This window comes from Dokdonia pacifica, assembly GCF_900188275.1.
Lineage (GTDB): Bacteria > Bacteroidota > Bacteroidia > Flavobacteriales > Flavobacteriaceae > Dokdonia > Dokdonia pacifica.
Map to the genome: position 1 here is coordinate 30,837 of NZ_FZNY01000011.1, position 23,764 is coordinate 54,600.

Consider the following 23,764-nt stretch of genomic DNA (forward strand, 5'->3'; position numbering starts at 1 on the left):
CATACAAAACAAATAATATGCTCCCTGAAGGTCTGCTTACCAAATTCATTGTACTTGGATTATATTTTGCCATTCTCGTTATTATAGGTGTTGTAGCTTCTAAAAGAGTAAAAGGAGTTAGTGATTTTTATGTTGGCGGTAAAAAACTAGGCTATTGGGCAGTAGCGTTTTCCGCAAGAGCCACAGGAGAGTCTGGATGGCTTCTTTTAGGGCTCACAGGAATGGGAGCCATTGCAGGATTTTCTGCCTATTGGGTGGTTTTAGGAGAAGTATTAGGAGTAGGTATCTCATGGTTTTTTATGGCCAAACGTTTTAAAAGAGCTACAGACAAATATGACTCTATAACAGTACCAGATTATTTAGAGAGTCATTTTAATACCGGAAGAAAAACCATACGTAAGGTAGCAGCAACAGCGCTCTCTTTATTTGTAGTTATCTATGTGAGTTCGCAAATAGATGCCACTGGAAAAGCCTTTGAATCCCTATTAGGAATTAACTATTTCACTGGCGCTATTGTTGGGTTTATTATTGTAATGGCATATGTGTATATAGGAGGTTTCTTAGCAGCTGTTTGGTCTGATTTTTTCCAAGGTATATTAATGTTTTTTGGTCTTGTATGCCTTCCTTTTATAGCATGGCTATCTATTGATGATGGCGGGAGTATTGTAAATGGCCTTACACAAATTGATCCTAATCTCACAAGTATTTGGGGAGATACTTCATCACCACTACTTACTGTATTTACTATTTTAGGTTTTGCTATGATCGGGCTTGGATTTTTAGGCTCTCCTCAGATTTATGTTCGATTTATGTCTGTAAAAAATGAAGCCGAAATAGACAAAGGGAAATGGGTTGCTATTTTATTTACATTACTTACTGATTTTGCTGCAGTTACCATTGGTTTATTAGGACGTTATTTATTTACTTCTGTTGGGCAAGATCCAGAAGCAGTTTTAGGCACCGCTGGTGAAGGCGTGCTCATCGTTATGATAGAAAATATATTCCCTATTGTTATTGTTGCTATCTATATAGCTATTGTACTATCTGCAATTATGTCTACCATAGACTCTCTAATTGTTGTTGCTTCTAGTGCGTTATCTAGAGACTTTTATCAGAAAATTATAAACCCCGAAGTAGAACAAAAAAAACTTACTAGAATTTCTAGGTTAATTACACTAGCGCTTGCTGTTGTAGCTTTAATTATTGCTTTATCAGTCGCCATATTATCACCAGATAGAACCATTTTCTGGTTTGTAATTTTTGGGTGGTCAGGTATTGCCGCTACTTTTTGCCCCGTTATTATCTTATCACTATTCTGGAAGCCTTACTCAGAGAAAGGAGCTCTTGCATCTATGATTACAGGGTTTTTATGTGTCCCAATATTTAAATTTATAGTGCAATCTATAGACGGAGTAGGTATCTATTTTGAAAAATTAGATGTGTTAGCACCTTCGTTTCTACTATCCATAATTGCTGGTATCATTTTCACAAAATTATACCCTAAGACTAGTTAGTTTTATAACACTCATTTTAACAGAGATAATCATTTCTATTTATTTATTTTTGCTATCTAAATGAAAAAGATATTTACATACCTATTCTTATGCGCATTATGCATTATTTCTTGTAAAAAAGAAATACCTGTAGCAATTCCTGATGCTAGAATAAATGATTATGCTCTTTACGACGCCTCTGGCAACTTTCATAGATTATCTACGTATAATGACAGTAAAGCTATTGTGCTTTTTGTTCAAGGAAATGGGTGCCCCATCGTGCGAAATGCCTTATCCGATTTTCATGAAATTGTAGACGATTATCAATCGGAAGGCTTTACATTTTTCATGATCAATAGCAATATGCAGGATACAAGAGGTACGATTGCTAAAGAAAGTACTGATTTTAAATTTGAAGTTCCTGTTCTTAGTGATGATGTACAACTTGTTGCAGACGCCTTAGATATTACCATCACTGCTGAAGCTATTATCCTGGACCCAACATCTAGAGAAGTTATATATAGAGGTCCTTTAAATAATAGGTTAGATTATGAAACTCAAAAATCAAAACCTACAGAAACGTATTTGAGAGATGCGCTAGATGCTATAATCGCTAACCAAACACCTCTTAATAAACAAGAGATGACCAGAGGTTGTCGAGTAACAAGACAACATACATTAGAAAAAGACACACTTACATTTACAAAAGACATTGCTCCTATTTTAACCAATCATTGTGTACGCTGTCATATAGATGGAGGAGTTGCTCCATGGTCTATGACTGATTATGACAAAATAGTAGGTTGGTCTGCAATGATAGAGCAGGTAATGCTAAGCAAACGTATGCCTCCATGGAAAGCAGATCCAGTTATTGGTTCTTTCAGTAATACATTTGAGCTTGCAGAGAAAGATAGAAGAAAACTAGTCCGATGGATAAAAGATGGGATGACCTATGGAGATGGAGATGATCCATTAAAATCACTAACTCCTAAAGAGGCCCTAATTCCAGAAACAACGCTTGTACCTGATACAACTATTGTACTCAAAAAAGAGATCATTCCAGCTACGGGTATTATAGATTATCGCCATCAGAGAATTAAATTAAACCTTCCAGAAGGCAAATGGCTTGCTGGCGTTACGATTGTACCTGGAAATCCTAAAGTAGTACATCACTCTACATTAGCTAGTTCATCAAAACCACAATTGGTCGTTGATCGCCCAGAAAGACAATGGATTGACAATCTTATTGCTGTTGTTGCTAGTGGAACTTCAAAGTCTACCATCTTCCCAAATGAATCTGGAATTTATATTGATAAGGATATCGAATTAATATTACAAACTCATTATACAACAACGGGGAAACAGGAAGAGGATATCTCTAAAATTCATCTGTATTTTCATGATGAAAAACCTGAAAAACAATACTATTCATTAGGTGTCTTTTCTGACGATTTTAAAATCGAGCCTTATGAAAAAAATACGCCTGCAATAGCTCAAGATAAAATAACTGAAGATGTATATGTTCATAGTATTTTCCCACATATGCATTTTCGCGGTAAGCAAATGAAAATTACTGCCAAAAAACCAAATGGTGAAATTATAGATTTAATTTCTGTTCCTGATTTTGATTTCAACTGGCAACTTGTATACAATTATACTGAGCCCATTTTATTACCTAAAGGAACTGTCATTACAGCCAAAGGTGTTTTTAATAATTCTTTTCAAAACCCTTTAAACCCTGATCCTTCTAAAGAAGTGGTTTTTGGATATCAAAGCAGTGATGAAATGTTTATGGGACTTGTGAATTATACAATCGCAGAAGAATAAATAATATTTCTTTAGCGTATAAATAGTGTAAGTATTTTAAAAACACTTGCACTAATTCTTTTAACTCTAGCGAAATACTATATTATGAAGTTGCAACATTACCTTATACTATTCAGTTTTTTACTTCTCTTAAACTCTTGTCATGTAGGTAGGTTTTTCTATTGGAATTTTGCAGACACCGGTGATTTAGAAAAGTTTGAAAGTGTTCCTATTCAAAAAGGAGAAACTCCTTTTTTATTTAAAGAAATACAAGACACTCAAAACTTTACAACTCCAGAAATAAATGATTTTGAAAACGTTCTTGAAAAAAGTGGCACTACTGCTTTCTTAGTTATTAAAGATGATCAAATTTTATATGAAAAATACTTTGATGAGTATACTAAAGCCACAGACCACCCATCATTTTCTGTATCAAAATCATTTGTCTCTGCTTTGATTGGTATTGCTATTCAAGAAGGACATATCACCTCACTAGAGGATCCTATTAGAAAATACCTTCCTGAACTTGATCATTCTTTTGACCCCGTTACTTTAGCCGATGTCATTAATATGCAATCAGGAATTAAATTTAGTGAAGGGTATTTCAATCCATTTGGGGAAGTTGCAAAATTCTATTATGGAACTAACTTAAAAAAATATGTCAATAAGCTGAAAGTAAACGAAACGCCAGGAGTGCGTTGGAAGTATAAAAGTGGAAACACACAACTATTGAGTCTTGCGCTAGAAAGTGCTACCCAGAGGCCGCTACATGAATATTTTCAAGAAAAAATATGGCAACCATTAGGCATGGAATATGATGCATCATGGAGTATTGATAGCAAAAAGCATCAAACAACCAAAGCTTTTTGTTGCCTAAACGCAAGAACTAGAGATTATGCAAAATTCGCAAGATTATATCTTAAAGAAGGAAACTGGAATGGAGCACAAATTATTCCAAAAGATTGGGTAGAAAAAACAACTTCATTTACAGACAAAAGGAGTAATTACAGATATTCACATCACTGGTGGCGAAATATCACAAAAGAAGATTACAAAAAGTCTACAGAGGATACTACAAAATTACAACTTGAAGAAGCAAAAGCACCCTATGTAGATTATCAGGCTAGAGGGATTTTAGGGCAATTTATGTACATCAACCCCGAAAAAGAGATTGTCATTATACGCTTGGGAGATAAATTTGGAAGTGTAAATTGGGCAACACTATTTAGAGAAATTGCTACGCTCAATTAGATGTAGTATTCTTTTTCCATTGACGAACAGAAGCCACAATCAGTACTAATAGTATAGGTAGACTCACAAATAAATCTTTACGCGTTTGTAAGCTATTTTGCAGATCATGCTCACTCAAATACAACTGAATATTACGTTCCCAAATAAGAAAAAGTACAATAAAAGCGATGGTAACTATTTGGAGTGTACTTAATTTTCTTTTTTTCATAACCTTAAACAAAAAAGCAAAGAGCTAGTGGATGCTTACCCCTTATTCAAAAAATATTATTTAATTTCTTCTTCTACGACACCACATTTAAGCATTTGATCTCCAAAATACGGATTGCGAACCTCATTAGAGTTTGACAACCAATAAGCCCCTTTACCATTAAAAGCCATAGGACAATATTGTTTATAAATAGCCCCAGATGTTATTTTCTCTTTTGCTATTTGAATTTCCATAGCCTTAGAAACTTTTTCAAAAATAGCACGTCTTTCTTTTACAGTAGTAGCTTCTGTAAATGGAATTGTTGCTGTATGTATGGCTGTATAGGCCTCATTTCCTTTTAAAAGCATAAAAAAGGCACGTGTGGTAGTTGCACTAGCCTCTTTATCTGTATTTACCAGAGATGCTTTTACATCTAAGTATGCATTATAAATCTTTGTAAACTTTTCGTTTTCAAAAGTAACATCCACTTTAGTACTTGTTTCATTTAAATCACTAGTGACAGGAACTGCTTGAGAAGAAACTTCTTGAGAAGGAGCTGTTTTCACTTCTGGATCATTGTTTTTACAAGAAAAAAGAGTGATCATTGCGAGTAGATATATGTACTTTTTCATATCGGTATAATTTACCTACAAAGATACGATGGGATTAAGAATTATTTACTTTCCTATAGTAATAAAATGCAGGTAATAACATAAACAGTAGTATAGGTTGTATTAAAAATCTTCGTACATAAAAAATGGGTAAGTATTCACCAAGCCCTTGTGTTTTTAGTAATATGCTAAATATAACTATCAACACTACAAAGACAACTCCATAAAAAAGAGAGGCAAATTTGATAATCCCTCTTTCTCTAAAAGCGACCCATAATATCACAAGTGATAAAAACATATTTAAAGCATATCTCAAAAAGATGTGAAAAAACAAACGCCATGACTCCATATCTGGTAAAGTCATTTTCTGATAATTACTCTTAAAAAATGGAATCAAGGGGTCATAGAAGAGTTCGCTTTCGCGAAAGCGTATAAAAGCAAATCCGACGAGACATAAAAAAACAACTAGTACACGTATAGCAATTTTCATGATTTAGGTTGTTTTTTATACGATCGAATCCACCCTAACCATAATAAAAATACAGTCCCGTATATGACTGCTGGAAAAATAGTCCCGTGAAGTAATTCTGTATATTCTGGGTATTCATATATCCCGACTGTTAGCAATGCAATACGCGTAACATTCATAGCGTAAATAAGCGCAATCCCTCCAAGAATAAATAACAACGTGCGTTTCCAACCATCAAAAAAAGCAAGCATAAACGAGGTAAAAAGAAGCATCACACTTACTGCATTACAGCCCTCTATGACACGCGCTAGAACTTTATTATTAATAGTAAGATTCATAGCAGGTTCTACCTTACTAGGAACAACTTTCATGTCATATCCCAATGAATTTATGATTGATTCACTTTGCTTTGCTACAGTATGCGTAATAATGTCTGGATAATATATCTTACTTGCTCCATAAGTAAGGTATAAATTATAAAGTAGCACAAGTACAAAATAACTTCCTATAAACGTAAGGATAAAACGAAGTACCGACTTATATTTGATAATTAATTTGAACAAGTTATTGAGATTTATCTCCCAAAAATACATTAAAAATGGCTTTTGAAGATTTAAAAAAAGAAGTTAGTGCTATTGTAGCAAAAACAACATTATCCACAAAAGATAGGCTTACTGAAATATGTGAAGCATTAAGAACGACAATCCCTTACTATGATTGGGTAGGGTTTTACTTTGCAAATCATGACACACAAACCTTACATCTAGAAACTTATGTAGGTGCACCTACAGATCATACAGTAATTCCTTTTGGGAAAGGAATCTGTGGCCAAGTAGCAGTTTCTAATGAAAATTTTGTGGTTCCTGATGTATCTGCTCAAGATAATTACATTGCCTGCAGTATTACTGTAAAAAGTGAGATCGTAGTACCACTTTTTAAAAATGGCAAAAATATTGGGCAAATAGATATTGACTCTAATACACCAGATGCTTTTACTGAAGAAGACGAACGCTTTTTAGAGTGGGTAAATGAACAAGTAGTTACCATTTTATAATTGGCAATTATCTAAACTAAAAGACCCCAAAATGTTAGAACATTTTGGGGTCTTTTAGTTTTTTATAATTAATTACATTCCTGTACGTATCGCTTCTACAGGATCTAATCGCGAAGCACCTATCGCAGGAATAATACCTGCCAATATTCCAATAAAGAAGGTTACTGATAACCCTAAAAATATATTGAATGGAGAAAGTACAAACTTAAAGTCTCCTGTGATTCCTGATGCATTTAGCCCAAGTGAAATAGACCATACTAGGAACATTCCTATAATTCCTCCAAAAATAGAAAGCACTATAGATTCGAATAAAAATTGAAATAATATAAATCGGCGTTTAGCTCCTAATGCTTTTTGAATTCCGATAAGGTTGGTACGTTCTTTCACACTTACAAACATGATATTGGCAATTCCAAAACCACCAACTAAGAGTGCAAAACCACCAATTCCCCATCCTATGAGTTTTAAAGCACCAATGATTCCATCTATAAAATCAGTAAGTCCTTTGAATTGATTTGCAAAAAAGTTACTTACTTCACTTGTTTTGATTCCTCTTTTTAAACGTAATTTCTGATCTAATGTAGCCAGAAACTCTTCATTATCTACGTCTGGTTCAGGAAGTACAATCACTTGAGGAAATGTAGATCTATTATTATCTCCATAAATCTTTCTAGTTAAATTAACAGGAAGAACTACGGCTTCATCTTTAGAGTCACCTAATGCATTTCCTTCTTTTTTAAGTACTCCAATAACCGTAAGCTTACGACTAAATATTTTTATTTTCTTTCCTATAGCATTTCCATCTTCTCCAAAGAGTTGATTCTTAATCTCATCTCCAATAACAATTACATTAGAACCACTAATAGATTCTGCCTCATTAAAAAATCGACCTTCTTGAAATTGCAAGGATTCTATATCATAATACTCATGCGTTGTAGCGCCTACCTGAACTCTCTCTAGCGTTTCATCTTCATATTTTATAGTCTGCGACGGTACATTAAGCACATATGAGATTGCTTTTGCGCCTGGCAAAGTACGCTTAAGATGTTGATACTCTTCATAGGTAACTAATGGAAATTGCTCTCTTTTCCAACGAGGAACATCTGTAGGACCAAAAGATACATGGCATAGTATAATCGTACTTTGATCTAGAGATGAAAGACTATCCTTAATCTGTCTTTCTAAAGAATCTACAGCGGCAAGTACGCCAATAATTGAGAAAATACCGACAGTTACTCCCATAAGTGAAAGAAATGTTCGGAGCTTATTATTACGTAATGCATTTACTGCAAAACGAAAGCTTTCTTTAAGTACACGTAAGTAAATAAACATCGATATATTTTGGAAAATTTAAAGATAAGACGTCTTTCTTTAAAATATGTTACAAAAGTGCCAAATTTATATAACCAAACTCCTTTGTATAAACTGTTAAATCGCTATTTTTGCCACTTATCCAAAATCACATAAAATTTCTATAATGAGCGATGTTAAAAAAGCAAGTTCCGCTTTAGTTTCTGTTTTTAGTAAAGATGGTCTTGCACCCCTAGTTCAAAAGCTTCATGACTTAGGAGTTACGCTTTATTCTACAGGCGGAACCCAAAAATTCATCAACGATCTTGGAATCCCTGTGGTACCTGTTGAAGATATAACATCATACCCGTCAATTTTAGGTGGGCGTGTAAAGACATTACATCCAAAAGTATTTGGAGGTATTCTTAACAGACAGGATCATGAAGGTGATGTTGCTGAAATGAAGGAATATGAAATTCCTCAATTAGATATTGTGATTGTAGATTTATACCCATTTGAAAAAACGGTTGCCTCTGGGGCATCTGAGCAAGATATTATTGAAAAAATTGATATTGGAGGTATCTCTCTAATTCGTGCTGCAGCAAAAAACTTTAAAGATACACTCTGTGTCTCTTCTGTAGATGATTATGCAGAGGTATTACAAATGATTACTGATGGCGAAGGAACAACAACTTTAGCAGATCGCAAGCGTTTTGCGGCTAAGTCTTTTGGCGTATCTTCTCATTATGACACTGCTATCTTTAATTATTTTAATGCAGATCATGAAATTCCTGCTTTAAAAGTAAGCGAACATAAAGGGCAAGTACTTCGTTACGGAGAAAATCCTCACCAACGTGGATTCTTCTTTGGTGATTTTGATGCCATGTTTGATAAACTACACGGAAAAGCACTTTCTTATAATAATTTATTAGATGTAGATGCTGCTGTAAATCTAATGAATGAATTTACTGGAGAAGCACCAACATTTGCCATCCTAAAACATAACAATGCTTGTGGCTTTGCACAACGTGACACTATGCATACGGCATATGTAGATGCACTAGCAGGTGATCCTACAAGTGCTTTTGGAGGAGTTCTTATTGCAAATAATACTATTGACAAAGCAACCGCAGAAGAAATACACAAACTGTTTTGCGAAGTAGTCATTGCGCCTTCTTTTGATGATGATGCTCTTGAAATTTTAAAAGGAAAGAAAAATAGAATCATCCTCATTCAAAAAGAAGTAACACTTCCAGAAACAATGGTACGTACCTGTCTTAACGGAACACTGGTTCAAGATAGAGATGGTCAAACAGATACTGAAGAAAATTTAACACAAGCAACACATACTAAACCTACAGATAGTGAGTTAGAAGATTTATTGTTTGCTTCAAAAATATGTAAACACACCAAGTCAAATACTATTGTTCTTTGTAAAAACAAACAACTTTGCGCAAGTGGTACTGGTCAAACATCAAGAGTAGATGCTTTACGTCAAGCTATTGAAAAAGCAACTTCCTTTAATTTTGATTTAAAAGGAGCGGTAATGGCAAGTGATGCATTCTTTCCATTTCCAGACTGTGTAGAAATTGCTGACAAGGCTGGAATCACTTCGGTTATTCAACCAGGAGGTTCTATAAAAGACCAACTTACGATAGATTATTGCAACGATCATAATATATCTATGGTGATGACAGGAATACGTCATTTTAAACATTAATTGTTTAGGATATTATACGCTTTCGCGAAAGCGTAAAAAAACACAATATTATTTGTACATTTAGAGAATACGACAAACCGATTTAAAATTTAATACCCTATCTCGCCCTATGGGATTTTTTGATTTCCTGACTGAAGACATTGCCATTGACCTTGGTACTGCAAATACACTGATTATTCACAATGATAAAGTTGTGGTGGATAGCCCTTCTATTGTTGCCCGTGATCGTACTACAAAAAAGATTATTGCTGTAGGAAAAGAAGCGGCACAAATGCAAGGAAAAACCCACGAAAACATCAAAACAATTAGACCTCTTAAGGATGGTGTAATTGCAGATTTTGATGCTAGTGAGCAGATGATCAGCATGTTTATTAAAGAAATCCCTGCATTAAAGAAAAAATTATTTCCGCCAGCTTTACGTATGGTTATCTGTATTCCTTCTGGAATTACAGAAGTAGAGATGCGAGCTGTAAAGGAAAGTGCAGAGCGTGTAAATGGAAAAGAAGTACATCTGATCCATGAGCCTATGGCTGCGGCTATTGGTATTGGGGTAGATATCATGCAACCTAAAGGAAACATGATTGTAGATATAGGAGGTGGTACTACTGAAATTGCAGTAATTGCCTTAGGAGGAATTGTATGTGATAAATCGGTTAAAATTGCAGGAGATGTATTTACAAATGATATTATCTACTACATGCGCACACAACATAACTTGTATGTTGGGGAGCGTAGTGCTGAAAAAATCAAAATACAAATAGGAGCTGCCACAGAAGATCTTGAAGTTCCGCCAGACGAAATGAGTGTTCAAGGACGTGATTTATTAACTGGTAAGCCAAAACAGGTACAGATCTCTTTTAGAGAAATTGCAAAAGCACTTGATAAATCTATTCTTCGTATTGAAGATGCTGTCATGGAGACCTTATCACAAACACCACCAGAACTCGCTGCCGATATTTACAATACAGGAATTTATCTAGCAGGAGGAGGTTCTATGCTTAGAGGATTAGATAAACGTCTTTCTCAAAAAACAGATCTTCCAGTATACATTGCAGAAGACCCTTTAAGAGCCGTTGTAAGAGGAACTGGGATTTGTCTTAAAAACATTGCAAAATACAAAAGCGTACTCATCAAATAACCCGTCGTTGACCCATGCAGCAGATTATCAATTTTTTGATTAGGAATAAAAACTTCCTACTGTTTGCTTTTTTATTTTTTATCTCTCTTGTATTTACAATTCAGTCACATTCTTATCATAAAAGTAAGTTTGTCAATTCAGCAAATTTTCTTTCAGGAGGAGTCTACGAATCATTAAGTAATATGCAAGATTATTTTAATCTTAAGACGTACAATCAGCAATTACTAGAAGAAAATGCACGCTTACGCGAAAACGAATCCAAATTGTACTCAATCACAAATTCATCTGATTCGCTATCTATTTATAATACAACAGAAAGTCAGTTTAAGTATATTCCAGCTAGAGTTTTAGAAAATCCGTACTCAAAAACTGATAATATTATTACGCTAAAAGCTGGAAAAAGGGATAGCATTTTTCCTGAAATGGGAGTGATTACCAGCCAAGGAATTGTTGGTTTTATTGAAAAGACATCTACAAAATATAGTACCGTCCTATCCATATTAAACACCAATTTTAAGACTAGTGCAAAATTACGCGCTTCAGATCATTATGGTACTTTGGAGTGGAATGGTCAAGACCCTAATATCATGACTGTAATTGATATGCAGGAACAAGCCCATGTAAAGATTGGAGATACTATAGAAACCAGTGGGCAATCTGCTATTTTTCCTAAAGGAATTCCTATTGGTACTATTGAGAATTTTGAGTTAGATAATAGTAAAAACTTCTATACCCTATCTGTACGTTTATTTAATGACATGACCAATCTAGGTCATGTATACATCATTAAAAATATAGATAAAGAAGAAATAAGAACACTAGAAGAAAATAACACTAATGAAGAATAGTGTCCTTATAAATAGTGTTCGTTTTTTAAGCTTGGTATTAGCACAAGTATTGATATTTAATAATATTGATTTTATGGGATATATCAACCCATATCCTTATATGTTATTTATTTTGGTATTCCCCTTTAATGCTAATCGCTCATTATATTTAATTCTAGCATTTTTAACAGGACTTACTATTGATATGTTTGGTAATAGTGGTGGCATTCATGCTGCAGCTTGCTTAGTCGTTGCATATTTTAGACCTATTGCTTTACGCTTAACTTTTGGTGTTAGTTATGAATACAATGCCATTAAACTTCCCAACGTCTCTTTTTATGAACGTTTAGTATATATTTCGAGTCTTGTTTTTGTTCATCATCTTGTACTATTTTCTTTGGAAGTTTTTAACATCTCTAATATAATTTACATCCTTAAAAAAACGTTGTTTACAGGTATATTCACCAGTATATTATGTCTGATGTTTAATATTCTTTTTAGCAGTCGTCGAGAATGAGAAAATTATTACTTCTTTTTATTGTACTTAGCACCGGCCTATTATTTATGGGAAGGCTTTTCTATTTACAGATATACGATACTTCTGCAGTTATAAAATCAGAAAACAATGCTATAAAAGTAGAATATGATTATCCACAACGAGGGCATATCTATGATCGCAACAACAAATTATTAGTTTCTAACCAGCCTTCCTATGATCTTATGGCAATACCTAAGGACATAAAACCTTTTGACACATTAGGATTATGTAAATTGTTAGGTATTGAAAAAGAAAAATTACTTAAAGAATTAAATAGAGCACAAAGAAGAGCCTCTTGGTTACCTTCTGTTATTGTTCCTACTATGTCTACAGAAGACTATGCCTATTTAGGAGAACAAATGCATAAATATGAAGGTTTTTATATTCAAAAACGCTCGCTTCGAGATTACCAAATAGATTTTGGCGCTAATTTTTTAGGATATATTCAAGAAGTAAACCAAAGTATGATCAAAAAGGATCCTTATTATAAATCTGGGGATTTGATAGGTCGACAAGGAGTTGAGCAACAATATGAACAAGTTTTACGTGGTGTCAAAGGCGTAAAAAGATTTCAAAAAGATCGTTTTAATAGAATAATCGCTCCGTATAAAGCCGGAAAGCTAGACACATTACCTGTTCCTGGACGCAACATACAATTAACTATAGATGCAGAGCTCCAAAAATATGGAGAAGAGCTTATGGTAAATAAACGAGGGGGTATTGTTGCACTAGAACCTGCTACAGGAGAAATTCTTGCTCTAGTTGCAGCGCCCAATTATGATCCTGCACTACTCGTTGGAAGAGAACGTTCAAAAAACTATACGCAATTAGATGCAGACACCATCACTAAACCATTATTTGATCGTGTTCTTAGTGGAGAATATGCTCCTGGTTCACCATTTAAAGCATTAACTTCTCTTATTGCCTTGCAAGAAGGTGTAATTTCTACAGAAAATAAAGTGTATTGTAATGGAGGCTATCGTTATGGAGGAAAAAAACCGTTAGGTTGTCACCATCATAAAAGTCCGGTACAGCTTGTAAGTGGTATTGCCTATTCTTGTAATAGTTATTTTGCTACAGCATACCGCAATACCATAGATAAATATAGTACGCCTCAAGAAGGAATTGAAAAATGGCGAGCGCACTTAGCAAGTTTTGGTCTTGGTAATTTTATGGGCTATGACCTACCTTCTGGGAGAAGAGGCTTAATTCCTAGTGCAAGTCGTTATAATAAAACATATAACTATCCTACATACCGCTGGGGAACTACAGCTACAATATCTAACGCTATAGGTCAAGGAGAAGTTCTGATGACACCTATGCAAATGGTAAATTTTACAGCTGCAATAGCAAATAGAGGCTGGTTTTACAAACCACATATTATTAAGAATATAAAAGGAGTAGACACTATTCCCTCTATATACACTGAAAAACAATTTACTACAATTGACCCGCAACATTTTGAACCTGTCATAGAAGGGCTTAATAACGTCTATAATTATAGTGGAGGAACAGCAAATTTTCTTAAAGTCCCGGGTATTGAAATATGTGGAAAAACAGGTACCGCAGAAAATAAAATGAAAATTGGCGGAAAAACGGTACAATTAACAGATCACTCTGTTTTTGTTGCTTTTGCCCCCAAAGACAATCCTAAAATTGCCATCGCTGTATTTGTAGAAAATGGTTATTGGGGTGCTCGTTTTGGAGGTCGTATCGCTTCTGTTATGATCGAAAAATATATCAAAGGCGAAGTCACTCGTAAAGATTTAGAAAACTGGGTACTTACACATAGTCTTGAAGAAGAATATGCAAAGCCTTTACTTGGAAGACCTTTTCCAATAAATGATGGAAAGAAAATAAGTGCTAAATTCTTGGCAGAAGAAAATCAGGAATTATGAGTGCCGGATCACGTAGTATAGGAAGTTTTGATTGGGCGCTTATTTTAATATATATAGCGCTTATTAGTATTGGGTGGTTAAGCATATACTCTGCATCTTTCAATCCTGAAGTTGAAAATTTCTTTAGCTTAGAGAATCTTCACTTTAAACAATTAATCTGGATTGGTCTAGGTATCCTCATTATTGTATTCATCTTATTTTTAGATAGTAAGTTTTTTGAACGGTTTTCAAGTTTAATTTATGTAGTTGCTATCATTTCTCTTATCCTTTTATTTCCTTTAGGAAAGAATATAAACGGCGCTACGAGTTGGTTTGCTTTTGGATCTTTCACCTTACAACCCAGTGAATTTGCAAAAGTAGCCACTGCATTAGCACTCGCAAAATATCTTAGTGACATCCAAACTAATATAAAAACAATTCGTGATCAATTACGGGCATTCTTAATTATTGTAATTCCAGCTCTTATTATTATACCACAACCTGATCCTGGTAGCGCTTTAGTATATGCTGCTTTTTTCTTTCCATTGTACAGAGAGGGTATTGCAGCAGTATATCTTATTCTTGGTGCCTCTGCAGTGGTTCTATTTGTTCTTACACTTTTATTTGGACCTATATATATTGCCTTAGGTGTTGCCGTAATTGCGATATTATTTTTTCTAAAAAACAGAAAAAAACGCCCTTCCAAATCCTTGTATTTAGGAATTATTCTTGCATGTACATTATTTTCCTTTTCCGTGAATTACATCTTCGAAAATGTATTTCAACAGCGTCACAGGGATCGTTTTAATATTGTTTTGGGGATAGAAGCAGACACACAAAGCATAGGTTACAACACACGTCAAAGTGAGATTGCAATTGGTAATGGCGGGTGGACTGGACAAGGTTTTTTACAGGGAACCCAAACTACTGGAAAATTTGTTCCTGCGCAGGACACCGATTATATCTTTAGTGCGGTTGGCGAAGAATGGGGTTTCATGGGAAGTGCATTAGTGATCATTCTTTTTGTACTTCTGATTCTAAGGATCATACAGCTTTCAGAAAAGCAAAAAAATGAGTTTAGCCGTATTTATGGTTACAGTGTCGCAGGAATTATATTTATACATTTTGCTGTAAATGTCGGGATGGTTACCGGCTTGTTACCTACCATAGGAATTCCACTTCCTTTTTTCAGTTATGGAGGCTCTGGCTTTTGGGGATTCACTATTTTACTATTTATCTTTATTAAACTGGATGGTAATCGAGTGAATGAATGGTGACTTCGATACAATGTTGCGCCTCTCAAAACGCTGCATTTTCAATGATCAAAATCACTCAGTCGCCTTTATAAGAATATAGATTCATTATTCCTAACTTTTTTAAAATCGGGGTGGTTGTTCTATATAATTTGTAGTTTTTTCAATACAAATTATATAGAACTTTCCGTGCAAAATATCTATTACTATATCTTCACTAAAACTGGATGGTAATCGAGTGAATGAATGGTGATTTCAATACGATGTTGCGCCTCTCAAAAACGCTGCATTTTCAATGATCAAAATCACTCAGTCGCCTTTATAAGAATATAGATTCATTATTCCTAACTTTTTAAAATTGGGGTGGTTGTTCTATATAATTTGTAGCTTTTTCAACACAAATTATATAGAACTTTCCGTGCAAACACCTATTACTATATCTTCACTAAAACTGGATGGTAATCGAGTGAATGAATGGTGATTTCAATACGATGTTGTGCCTCTCAAAAACGCTGCATTTTCAATGCTCAAAATCACTCAATCATCTTTAGAAGAAAATAGATCGCTTTGCACTCAGAGCATAAAACATAGGTCCATCACCTCTAAATTCTTTAAAAAAAACAAGTTACCCAAAAACTATTCTAGTTAAATCCAATTCCAATTCCTCCTCCTCCACTTCCGCAAACTCCGAAAAAGTAATCTTTAACAAATAATCCAGAACATGTTTCACCCGTACAGGTGTCGAGTCCATTAACTGTTGCAGTAATCTTTTTTATTTTATTACTACAGGATACAGGTATCGTCGCTTGTAAGTTTCCTTCAGAATTTATTGTTGGGAAATAAAAAAGTGAACTCTGATCTTCATATTCTACTAAAAACCTGCTTGATGTAATATTGGTTTGAGCACTTTTAACAATAGGAGCTATAAAGGTTAAACTATTGCTTCCTGAAAAATTTAAATAGCCTACATCAGTAATAGTAACAGCACACTTGGGGTCAATAGAAAATATACTTTCACAATTATTTCCTGATACTCCGCTTGCCTTTATCAATCCTCCTGCAAAACAATGATCTAATGATACTATGACACTAGAACTATTCCCACCACTTTGTATAGTCATATTACCAGATACAACTTCCCAGTTAGCATTTGAAGGGAAATTATTTAAATAGTATGTCAACCTCACGGTATTTAACTGTAAGTTATCTATACGATTACCTATTTCACAAGTAGATTCTTCTTCAACTGCTTCACCAAAAGAAGCGACCAATTCAGCATTTCCATTAATCACACAAGCATTATTTGCATTATTTTCATTACCTGTAGGTATTCCTTCGTACGCTACTTCTGGATTTGAAAAATATAGTATCCTATTTGCAGGAGTATTAGTAGTATGCATTATTGTTTGCCTCAATAGTCCTTGTGGTGTTGTAAAAGCACGTGCTCTTGCTTTATCTACCCCAGTAGTATTATTACCTGCTTGATGATCTGCCCCTAATAAATGGCCTACTTCATGCACAAAAGTTCCATCGGATACATGTTTGATATTTACAACAGCGTAAGCACTATCTATATCAGGTCCAACTGCTGCAGCAGCCCCTCTAGCGCCACTAGTGTACGCTCCATTATTCATCACATTTGCGGGGTTGCCATCTGTTAAAGCCACCACGATATCTGCCTTATAGAACTCTCTTAGAGATCTCGCATTGTTGATTAATTCTTTAGCATCTAAACCTGCACTTTCATGATAATCCCAAGAAATTATTGGAGGATTTTGCCCAATAATATTTTTTAAACGAACATTTAGTTCACTATTATCTGCTGCTATATTCCATTCATTAAAACCTCTTGTAATTTCATTTGAAATAGAAATACCATCAATTGGATTTTGAGATAATCGTTGCGAGACAACTATTAACACATCTATTTCTGTTTCTGGTATTATGAGAATGGAAGATGCTTCATCAATGTTGTTTAATGGTTCTAATTCTTGCTCGTCAATTTGACATGCTACAATAAAAATGGATACAATTAGGGTGTAAAAAAGTGATTTTTTCATGGCGATTTTTTTAATCGCAATATAAATAATTATAATACAGACACTTACCTAATCAATAAAAAATAATTATTTTTTTATTGATTAAATTAACTTGTAATAATGTGAATGAAAATTAGTAAAAGAATCTAGCTTATTACATGATAAGACATAGAATTATCATTCCTAATTCTTTTTAAATCGAAGTGGTTGTTCTGTATCATTTGTATGAACCATTATACGCTTTCGCGAAAGCGTATACAGCAACATTACCTAAAGCTCCACTGTTTGTAATCTGAAGAAGTTTCTAGTTTTTGTTCTATGGCATCATCTAATTTTGGGAAGAAATCAATTCCTGTGAGTTGTTCTATTTCATCTACAGAAGTCACAAAATCATATAAAGGGGCATCAGATTGCTTATGGTCCATCAAAAAAGCAATCATACGTGTATTACCACCGGAACGATCGTATATAATTTTGAAAAAAGAGGAAGGCACGGTTACTTTTTCTGTACCTATAGAGGTACTCTTATCTTTTAAAACACCTCCCGTTACGACAAAAACACCATCATATTTTTTGGCCCAATACCTAACTTTTTGTTCCAATCGATTCCAAACGCCTGCATTAAAATCATGGCGTTGTGGGGTGATATTGCTAGTAAAAAAGGTTTCATCATATGCTTCTTTACTAAACTCACGATCGCCAGCTGGGCATAAATGACCTCGGTCATAGCCTGAATTTTTATAGTTACGCCAGTGTGCAGATTGTGTTTTTACAGCAGGATCTATTTCAAAATAAGGACGTTTAAAATCACTATTGACTACCTGAGATTTCTTAAGCTCATACCCTACCCATTCTGCTTGCTCATGAGGTTCGCTATAACTTAATGAATAGTAATTATGATGAATGACTTGCCCCGTTGTAGAAGTAGGCAAAAAATAAGTATTCGTAGCTTCTTTTTCTTGTGCTCCAGCTTCTATAATAGGCGCATCTAATTTTTGGTTGGCATATTTTTCAAAAGCCAAATAGGCTAACATAAATAGAACAACAAGAAGCGGATAGGTGTATTTTCGTTTCATTAGCGCAAATATCGTTTACACGATAAAGAATCACAATTTATCAAGAAGTTCTTTTGCTTCGGTATACTTATAATTTGATGGATTCTCTAAAAGAGTTGTTAGTATTTCTTTGGCTCTAGTAGATTCATTAAACTTTATATAGGTTAATGCTTTATACCATAATGCACGAGAATTATCGAGGCTTTGTGATGTTTCTAAAAGGTCAAACTGTGCGATTGCTTCTTCAAGGTTTCCTTTTTCAGCATGAATCAATCCTGTATATATATATACTAACGGATCTATTTCTTTACTTACGGATAGGTATTCCTTAAAGTCTGACAAAGATGTATCTAGGTCATTATTCTTAAAAGCAAGACTTGCTTTTGATAGTAGTGATGTCTCATCTGATCTACTTGTAAATGATGGCAATTCTGAAGACTGGTAATAATCGGTATATAAATCGGTGTTAGAATTTCCAGTAAATAAAAGTCCAAATACTAAAATTACTGCAGCTGCTATAGATAAGATATAATAGAGCGGTCGTGTTTTAGATGTAGGCGCCTCTTCTTGCGAAGTCGCCTTATAGGCTTCCTTTACTTTTAAAAGTTTCTTTTTGAGCGCTTTCCCTTCTTCACTTTCTATATAGGTGTCTATTTCTTTTTTATAAGCTGTATTATAGTTTGTATCCTCAAATTCGGTTTCTGTGAGATGATGGTTTATAGATGTGTATAAGGCCACTTCTTCTTTTAAGTCTGGCTGTGTTGCCATTTCCGACTCAAATTGCTGTGCATCTTCCGCAGACATATTGCCGCTTATATATGCTTCTATTCTTTTGTATACGTGTTCTTCCATTACGATTTGAGTTTTGCGTAGTTACCATCTTTCTTAATCAAATCTGCCAAGCGCTTTTTACATTTAAAAATACGCTGAAAGGCTACATTTTCAGAAGCGTATTGGAACTTCTTTACAATGCGATCATAAGGCACTTTTTTGAAGTAGTCTTTTAATAACTCCTTACAATTAGGAGATAATTGCTGTAGTTTCTCTTCAAAAAGATCCCAACGTTCTTGTGCAATAATAGCTTCACTATGATTACTTTCTTCACTCTTAAGTGCAATAACCTCTTCATTTCTTACCCATCTTTTTTTAGAATTTAATTCTTTACGCCATATATTTTTACAAACGGTAAATAAATAGGCTTCAAAAGACGACTTAATTTCTATATCACTCACTTTCAAACGAATACTTAATTGATAGAGTGCATTTTGAAAAACCTCTTCTGCATCTTGTTGCCCTCCTTCATTTTTTAACACAAAATGCCTTACTTTTGGAAACATAGATGTATAGATTGCTTTAATGATTTTTTCATCACCAGTTCGCAATCCTTCTAAATAATTTATACCATTTTTTGTGACCATAAATTAAAAAAGGAGGTTTAGGGGGGTAAGATTATAGTTCTTTTGGAACATAAGGGCAAAATAACATATAAATCTTAAAATTTAATTATGAAAACAACATTTTTAGCTTTACTCACCTTTATTCTCCTTGTAGGATGCACTACAGAAGAAACAAATGAAATTGTAGAAACTAGTAATGCTATCATTAAAGAAGATAGTAATACAAGAGAAGAAGGAAACCCATACGCTAATCAATTTGAATGTTTTGATGTGTTTTTCGACCCTGAAATTCATGACCCATTATCTATTCAGTTAATTCGAGATGGGTATTTTGCCGATGGATATTATTGGTTTGCAGCACCTACACAACCTGACGGATATCCTTATCATCAAGTATGGTGTCGTTATTTAGGACATCCTGGAGGTCAAAATGGAGAAGATGATCCACCAACTGGAGTAACTATTGTTCCTAAAGGAGGAAGAGGATAATCTTTTATGAAAATCACTATATGATTTTCCCTATAAACTCACATAAAAAAAACCACCTAGGTTATTTTAAAATAGTAATCTGGGTGGTTTTTCTTTTTAATATATCAATAACAGCTCAAGAGAGTAATAACATCACTTCAATTCTAAATTCTTCAAGTGATAGTAAACAAAAAGAGCTACAATTGATATCTCTTTTTAATACTCTCGAAAAAAACAATACTGATTCTCTCTATACCTACTACCAAAAAGCCGCACATTGGTTTTCTATTAAAAATGATATACAAAATGCTATCATATATGAGCAAAAAGCCTTCAATAATATTAGTTCTTCCAAAGAAACAGATTCTTTAATTGCTCAAAAAAGCGTTTATACATTAGGTAATTATTACCGTAGTAACTACCAATTCAAAAAAGCTATTGAAAGCTATCATAAAAGCATTAATTTTCATAAAAGCACTCCACAAGCAGACAAAGCATACCTCGGAATAGCATATACATATTATAGAGCTAAAGACTTTTATAAATCTGATCTTTATTATAAAACACTTATAGAAAGATTGGAAAGTAAATCTCCATCTCCCTTCTTAGCAGATGTATATTGTAGAGCTGCAATCAATTTAATACAGACAAACACAGATGAAGGTCTAGAAAGAGGGATTACTTATGCAAAAAAAGCTGATGAGATCTCTAAACTAGTAGAAACACCTAAAACCATACAATATCGCATTAAGTATCGCTTAGGTTATCTCTACAATACGTATAAGACATTAAATATTAATCTTTCAGAAACGTATTATAAAGAAGCTTTACAAATAGCTATTGATCTTAACGATTCTTCCAAAATTAGGAAGACATATCTTGATCTTGGAAATTTACACCAGACAACAAATCTTAATACAGCACTCGCATATGATCAAATAGCATTAAAAATAACTCCTAAAAAAGATTCTTTAACGCGTCATAAAATAACTAGTAACATAGGGTTTGCTAACAGTTATTTTGGAAAATATCCCGAAGGTCTCACATATGCATTTGATGCATTACACATACTTACTCTAAAAGATTTTAAAAATCACACAGATGATTACCAAAAAATATTCCTAGCATCTCCCTACAAACAAAATATCTTAACACAACTTTCCATTCTTGCACAAACCTATTTACGCTATTACGAAGAAACAAAAGACCCTGTATTACTAGAAAAATGCATTGCTTATTTTACGATGGGAGATCAACTTATCGACCTTTTAAAAGTAGATAGTAGCGAATTTACCTCTCGTTTGTTTTGGAGAAATGTAAGTACTAGCATCTATGGAAAAGCCATTAGAGCATGTTATCTACATCAAGATTTAGAAAAAGCACATTACTTCATAGAAAAGAATAAAGCATTACTCTTAATGGAAGATCTAGCTAGTCAAGCGTATAAACGGTCTTTGACTATTTCGCCTGAAATTATAGCGCAAGAAGAAGTTTTACAACGAGAAATTCTAGAACAAGAAAAGCTTCTTAAAACACAAGCACAAACTTCAGGCACAAATCAAGGAAGTAACCTTTATGGAGTATTAGTAGAGAAGAAAAGAGCCCTAGAACAATTACGAGAAAATATGCTCCCTGAAAAACAACTCTCATTTGAGCCCTCTATTATAGCATTATCTGAGCTTCAAAAATCACTTAAGCCTGATGAAGTAATAGTCAATTATCATCTCTCAAATGACGATGGATATGGAATTTATTCCAATAATAACAAAGGCTATATTAGTATCTCTACGAGCCAAAAAAATAAATTTTTTGAAATAGAAAACACCAATGCATTGCAGACAGATATCCAATTAGCATTAACATTTTTAAAGCGCCCTTTTAAAACACAAGAAGATATAACCCGCTATACACAACTTTCTAATTCTATTTACAAAAAACTCTTCCCAACAGAAGAAGTAAGAAGTCAAATCAAAAATAAAAAACTAATTATTTCTCCAGATAGCTATCTCTCATTTTTACCCTTTGAAGCGCTTTCTACATCTGCCGACAAAACCTCATATCTCATTCAGAATACAGAAATACGTTATGTATACTCTAATTCATTTATTAGAAATATTCACAGAGAAGTCACTCCACAAAAACATACGTATTTAGGTATTGCCCCTGTACAATTTCAAGATACACAGCTTACCTCATTAGATTATAGTTTACAGGAAATTAATAGTATAGATGCGTATTATCCTGGAGATAAATTATTGCAAGAAAAAGGAACTAAACAAGCTTTTCTGGATGCTTTAAACCAACATACCATTATTCATCTAGCCACACATGCTGATATTTCGGATACAACGTCTCCTTGGATTGCTTTTCAAGATGAAAAAATAACTCTTGAAGAATTATATCTTACAGAAAACAATGCGGCTCTTGTATTTTTAAGTGGTTGTAATACGACATTGGGAGATCACAAAGCGGGGGAAGGTGTGATGAGTCTTGCCAGAGGTTTCTTTTATTCTGGAGCACAAAGTGTGATTTCTACTTTATGGAGTATTGATGACAAATCTACCGCCTATATTACAGATCAGTTTTATAAGAATTTAAATAACGGCCTAACAACTTCAGAGGCATTACATCATTCAAAAAAATCATATTTACAACAACACTCAGGGTCTGAGACATCTCCATATTATTGGGCATCTCCCATACTTTTGGGGAAAGACAATACATTACTTATTGAAAACACTACCCTGGACTACTGGATTCTTATTAGTTGTAGTCTCCTCGTAATGGGGGTTATTTTCATTTATACGCTTTCGCGAAAGCGTATATCTTCAAAAAAATAGCCATTAATTGGCAATCAATCTTCCGAATTAGTAAAACTTCCGAATTAGTAAAAGCGTAAAATTAGGGCCACCCATGAGAAGTAACCCTAAAGTTTACATATAAATCTCATTAATTTATGATGATAATTAACAAGCTCTTTTACTGACTCGGTATATAAGGCAGTGTTTTATTTATTAGGAAATAGAAAAGAAAGAGAACCTCTATATAGAAGCTCTCTTTTTCTGAAGTAATATCTTATTTAAAATCGTAGTTACACTTGAAACAGTTAGGATTATCATAATCCTGAGTACAATATCCTAATGTTCCGCATTCTCCTTCGCACAACACAAGAGATGCGTAATGATTTGGTCCACAACCACCACCTACAGTGATCATTCCTCCATTAATTTCTTTTTGCTCTTTTTTATTTAATGATTGAGCTCCGTTTAGATTTAAAATGTTTTTTAACAT

At 33.9% G+C, this 23,764-nt stretch carries 22 protein-coding genes; 12 read left to right on the forward strand and 10 right to left on the reverse strand.

All coding sequences use genetic code 11. The features are described 5' to 3' along the window. Nucleotides 1-17: 17 nt before the first annotated feature. The 3 genes from CHB80_RS22505 to CHB80_RS22515 all read left to right on the forward strand — a co-directional run bounded on the left by CHB80_RS22505 (nt 18) and on the right by CHB80_RS22515 (nt 4,550). Entirely contained in the window at nt 18-1,514 is a 1,497-nt protein-coding gene (locus CHB80_RS22505; protein WP_089373779.1) for a sodium/proline symporter, read from the forward strand. Between the two features lie 60 nt (nt 1,515-1,574). Beyond that, the gene (locus CHB80_RS22510) at nt 1,575-3,320 is read left to right on the forward strand and encodes a redoxin domain-containing protein (protein WP_089373780.1); all 1,746 of its coding nucleotides are present in this window, start codon (nt 1,575-1,577) and stop codon (nt 3,318-3,320) included. An 84-nt stretch (nt 3,321-3,404) separates the two neighbouring features. Next, on the forward strand, nt 3,405-4,550 hold the full coding sequence (locus CHB80_RS22515) for a serine hydrolase domain-containing protein (RefSeq protein WP_089373781.1): 1,146 nt from the start codon (nt 3,405-3,407) through the stop codon (nt 4,548-4,550). Here the strand turns inward: CHB80_RS22515 and CHB80_RS22520 are convergent. From CHB80_RS22520 to xrtF, 4 genes are read right to left on the reverse strand one after another with little or no spacing between them, the layout of a single operon-like run. After that, complete coding sequence (locus CHB80_RS22520) at nt 4,543-4,758, reverse strand: hypothetical protein (RefSeq protein WP_089373782.1); 216 nt, start codon at nt 4,756-4,758, stop codon at nt 4,543-4,545. The genes CHB80_RS22515 and CHB80_RS22520 overlap by 8 nt on opposite strands. A 56-nt stretch (nt 4,759-4,814) precedes the next feature. Beyond that, on the reverse strand, nt 4,815-5,369 hold the full coding sequence (locus CHB80_RS22525; protein WP_143337226.1) for a DUF3347 domain-containing protein: 555 nt from the start codon (nt 5,367-5,369) through the stop codon (nt 4,815-4,817). Between the two features lie 34 nt (nt 5,370-5,403). Then, entirely contained in the window at nt 5,404-5,838 is a 435-nt protein-coding gene (locus CHB80_RS22530) for an exosortase F system-associated membrane protein (protein WP_089373784.1), read from the reverse strand. Further along, nucleotides 5,835-6,410 carry an exosortase family protein XrtF gene (gene xrtF / locus CHB80_RS22535; RefSeq protein WP_179218252.1) on the reverse strand — a complete coding sequence of 192 codons (576 nt, stop codon included), beginning with the start codon at nt 6,408-6,410 and terminating at the stop codon, nt 5,835-5,837. The genes CHB80_RS22530 and xrtF overlap by 4 nt, the downstream gene beginning before the upstream one ends. Nucleotides 6,411-6,415: 5 nt before the next feature. On the opposite strand from xrtF, the gene CHB80_RS22540 reads away from it, so the two are divergent. Continuing rightward, complete coding sequence (locus tag CHB80_RS22540) at nt 6,416-6,871, forward strand: GAF domain-containing protein (RefSeq protein WP_089373785.1); 456 nt, start codon at nt 6,416-6,418, stop codon at nt 6,869-6,871. Between the two features lie 72 nt (nt 6,872-6,943). On the opposite strand, the gene CHB80_RS22545 is transcribed toward CHB80_RS22540, so the two are convergent. Next, nucleotides 6,944-8,203: an ABC transporter permease gene (locus CHB80_RS22545; RefSeq protein ID WP_089373786.1), complete on the reverse strand. Its 1,260-nt coding sequence runs from the start codon at nt 8,201-8,203 to the stop codon at nt 6,944-6,946. A 145-nt stretch (nt 8,204-8,348) separates the two neighbouring features. Between CHB80_RS22545 and purH the strand changes: the two genes are divergently transcribed. The 6 genes from purH (at nt 8,349) to rodA (ending at nt 15,538) form a co-directional block, all read left to right on the forward strand. Beyond that, entirely contained in the window at nt 8,349-9,881 is a 1,533-nt protein-coding gene (purH, locus tag CHB80_RS22550; protein ID WP_089373787.1) for a bifunctional phosphoribosylaminoimidazolecarboxamide formyltransferase/IMP cyclohydrolase, read from the forward strand. A gap of 109 nt (nt 9,882-9,990) precedes the next feature. Next, nucleotides 9,991-11,019 carry a rod shape-determining protein gene (locus CHB80_RS22555; RefSeq protein ID WP_089373788.1) on the forward strand — a complete coding sequence of 343 codons (1,029 nt, stop codon included), beginning with the start codon at nt 9,991-9,993 and terminating at the stop codon, nt 11,017-11,019. 14 nt (nt 11,020-11,033) lie between these two features. Then, nucleotides 11,034-11,867 carry a rod shape-determining protein MreC gene (gene mreC, locus CHB80_RS22560; RefSeq protein WP_089373789.1) on the forward strand — a complete coding sequence of 278 codons (834 nt, stop codon included), beginning with the start codon at nt 11,034-11,036 and terminating at the stop codon, nt 11,865-11,867. Continuing rightward, nucleotides 11,857-12,363, forward strand: coding sequence for a rod shape-determining protein MreD (locus CHB80_RS22565; RefSeq protein ID WP_089373790.1), 507 nt, complete (start codon nt 11,857-11,859; stop codon nt 12,361-12,363). Before mreC ends, CHB80_RS22565 begins: the two co-directional genes overlap by 11 nt. Next, nucleotides 12,360-14,282 (forward strand): penicillin-binding protein 2, encoded by a 1,923-nt coding sequence (mrdA, locus tag CHB80_RS22570; protein WP_089373791.1) that lies wholly within the window; start codon nt 12,360-12,362, stop codon nt 14,280-14,282. Before CHB80_RS22565 ends, mrdA begins: the two co-directional genes overlap by 4 nt. After that, nucleotides 14,279-15,538 carry a rod shape-determining protein RodA gene (gene rodA, locus CHB80_RS22575; protein ID WP_089373792.1) on the forward strand — a complete coding sequence of 420 codons (1,260 nt, stop codon included), beginning with the start codon at nt 14,279-14,281 and terminating at the stop codon, nt 15,536-15,538. Before mrdA ends, rodA begins: the two co-directional genes overlap by 4 nt. A 617-nt stretch (nt 15,539-16,155) precedes the next feature. Here rodA and CHB80_RS22580 read toward each other — a convergent pair. From CHB80_RS22580 to CHB80_RS22595, 4 genes are all read right to left on the reverse strand, one after another. Continuing rightward, complete coding sequence (locus CHB80_RS22580; RefSeq protein ID WP_089373793.1) at nt 16,156-17,574, reverse strand: M12 family metallo-peptidase; 1,419 nt, start codon at nt 17,572-17,574, stop codon at nt 16,156-16,158. 245 nt (nt 17,575-17,819) lie between these two features. Next, complete coding sequence (locus CHB80_RS22585) at nt 17,820-18,629, reverse strand: DNA/RNA non-specific endonuclease (RefSeq protein ID WP_089373794.1); 810 nt, start codon at nt 18,627-18,629, stop codon at nt 17,820-17,822. Between the two features lie 30 nt (nt 18,630-18,659). Continuing rightward, nucleotides 18,660-19,460, reverse strand: a complete 801-nt coding sequence (locus CHB80_RS22590) for a hypothetical protein (protein ID WP_089373795.1) — start codon at nt 19,458-19,460, stop codon at nt 18,660-18,662. Then, on the reverse strand, nt 19,460-20,026 hold the full coding sequence (locus CHB80_RS22595) for an RNA polymerase sigma factor (protein WP_089373796.1): 567 nt from the start codon (nt 20,024-20,026) through the stop codon (nt 19,460-19,462). Before CHB80_RS22595 ends, CHB80_RS22590 begins: the two co-directional genes overlap by 1 nt. An 87-nt stretch (nt 20,027-20,113) precedes the next feature. Here CHB80_RS22595 and CHB80_RS22600 point away from each other — a divergent pair, with 87 nt between their 5' ends. Next, a complete protein-coding gene (locus CHB80_RS22600) occupies nt 20,114-20,494 on the forward strand; it encodes a putative periplasmic lipoprotein (RefSeq protein ID WP_089373797.1) in 381 nt (126 codons plus the stop codon). Nucleotides 20,495-20,514: 20 nt separating this feature from the next. Then, nucleotides 20,515-23,313 carry a CHAT domain-containing protein gene (locus CHB80_RS22605; RefSeq protein WP_089373798.1) on the forward strand — a complete coding sequence of 933 codons (2,799 nt, stop codon included), beginning with the start codon at nt 20,515-20,517 and terminating at the stop codon, nt 23,311-23,313. Nucleotides 23,314-23,548: 235 nt separating this feature from the next. On the opposite strand, the gene CHB80_RS22610 is transcribed toward CHB80_RS22605, so the two are convergent. Next, on the reverse strand, nt 23,549-23,764 hold the full coding sequence (locus tag CHB80_RS22610; protein WP_143337227.1) for a hypothetical protein: 216 nt from the start codon (nt 23,762-23,764) through the stop codon (nt 23,549-23,551).

Excerpts from the sequence above, each read along its gene's own strand:
- CHB80_RS22505 (WP_089373779.1), top strand. The coding sequence starts at position 18 with ATGCTCCCTGAAGGTCTGCTTACCAAATTCATTGTACTTGGATTATAT.
- CHB80_RS22510 (WP_089373780.1), top strand. The coding sequence starts at position 1,575 with ATGAAAAAGATATTTACATACCTATTCTTATGCGCATTATGCATTATT.
- CHB80_RS22515 (WP_089373781.1), top strand. The coding sequence starts at position 3,405 with ATGAAGTTGCAACATTACCTTATACTATTCAGTTTTTTACTTCTCTTA.
- CHB80_RS22520 (WP_089373782.1), bottom strand. The coding sequence starts at position 4,758 with ATGAAAAAAAGAAAATTAAGTACACTCCAAATAGTTACCATCGCTTTT.
- CHB80_RS22525 (WP_143337226.1), bottom strand. The coding sequence starts at position 5,369 with ATGAAAAAGTACATATATCTACTCGCAATGATCACTCTTTTTTCTTGT.
- CHB80_RS22530 (WP_089373784.1), bottom strand. The coding sequence starts at position 5,838 with ATGAAAATTGCTATACGTGTACTAGTTGTTTTTTTATGTCTCGTCGGA.
- xrtF (WP_179218252.1), bottom strand. The coding sequence starts at position 6,410 with ATGTATTTTTGGGAGATAAATCTCAATAACTTGTTCAAATTAATTATC.
- CHB80_RS22540 (WP_089373785.1), top strand. The coding sequence starts at position 6,416 with ATGGCTTTTGAAGATTTAAAAAAAGAAGTTAGTGCTATTGTAGCAAAA.
- CHB80_RS22545 (WP_089373786.1), bottom strand. The coding sequence starts at position 8,203 with ATGTTTATTTACTTACGTGTACTTAAAGAAAGCTTTCGTTTTGCAGTA.
- purH (WP_089373787.1), top strand. The coding sequence starts at position 8,349 with ATGAGCGATGTTAAAAAAGCAAGTTCCGCTTTAGTTTCTGTTTTTAGT.
- CHB80_RS22555 (WP_089373788.1), top strand. The coding sequence starts at position 9,991 with ATGGGATTTTTTGATTTCCTGACTGAAGACATTGCCATTGACCTTGGT.
- mreC (WP_089373789.1), top strand. The coding sequence starts at position 11,034 with ATGCAGCAGATTATCAATTTTTTGATTAGGAATAAAAACTTCCTACTG.
- CHB80_RS22565 (WP_089373790.1), top strand. The coding sequence starts at position 11,857 with ATGAAGAATAGTGTCCTTATAAATAGTGTTCGTTTTTTAAGCTTGGTA.
- mrdA (WP_089373791.1), top strand. The coding sequence starts at position 12,360 with ATGAGAAAATTATTACTTCTTTTTATTGTACTTAGCACCGGCCTATTA.
- rodA (WP_089373792.1), top strand. The coding sequence starts at position 14,279 with ATGAGTGCCGGATCACGTAGTATAGGAAGTTTTGATTGGGCGCTTATT.
- CHB80_RS22580 (WP_089373793.1), bottom strand. The coding sequence starts at position 17,574 with ATGAAAAAATCACTTTTTTACACCCTAATTGTATCCATTTTTATTGTA.
- CHB80_RS22585 (WP_089373794.1), bottom strand. The coding sequence starts at position 18,629 with ATGAAACGAAAATACACCTATCCGCTTCTTGTTGTTCTATTTATGTTA.
- CHB80_RS22590 (WP_089373795.1), bottom strand. The coding sequence starts at position 19,460 with ATGGAAGAACACGTATACAAAAGAATAGAAGCATATATAAGCGGCAAT.
- CHB80_RS22595 (WP_089373796.1), bottom strand. The coding sequence starts at position 20,026 with ATGGTCACAAAAAATGGTATAAATTATTTAGAAGGATTGCGAACTGGT.
- CHB80_RS22600 (WP_089373797.1), top strand. The coding sequence starts at position 20,114 with ATGAAAACAACATTTTTAGCTTTACTCACCTTTATTCTCCTTGTAGGA.
- CHB80_RS22605 (WP_089373798.1), top strand. The coding sequence starts at position 20,515 with ATGATTTTCCCTATAAACTCACATAAAAAAAACCACCTAGGTTATTTT.
- CHB80_RS22610 (WP_143337227.1), bottom strand. The coding sequence starts at position 23,764 with ATGTTAAAAAACATTTTAAATCTAAACGGAGCTCAATCATTAAATAAA.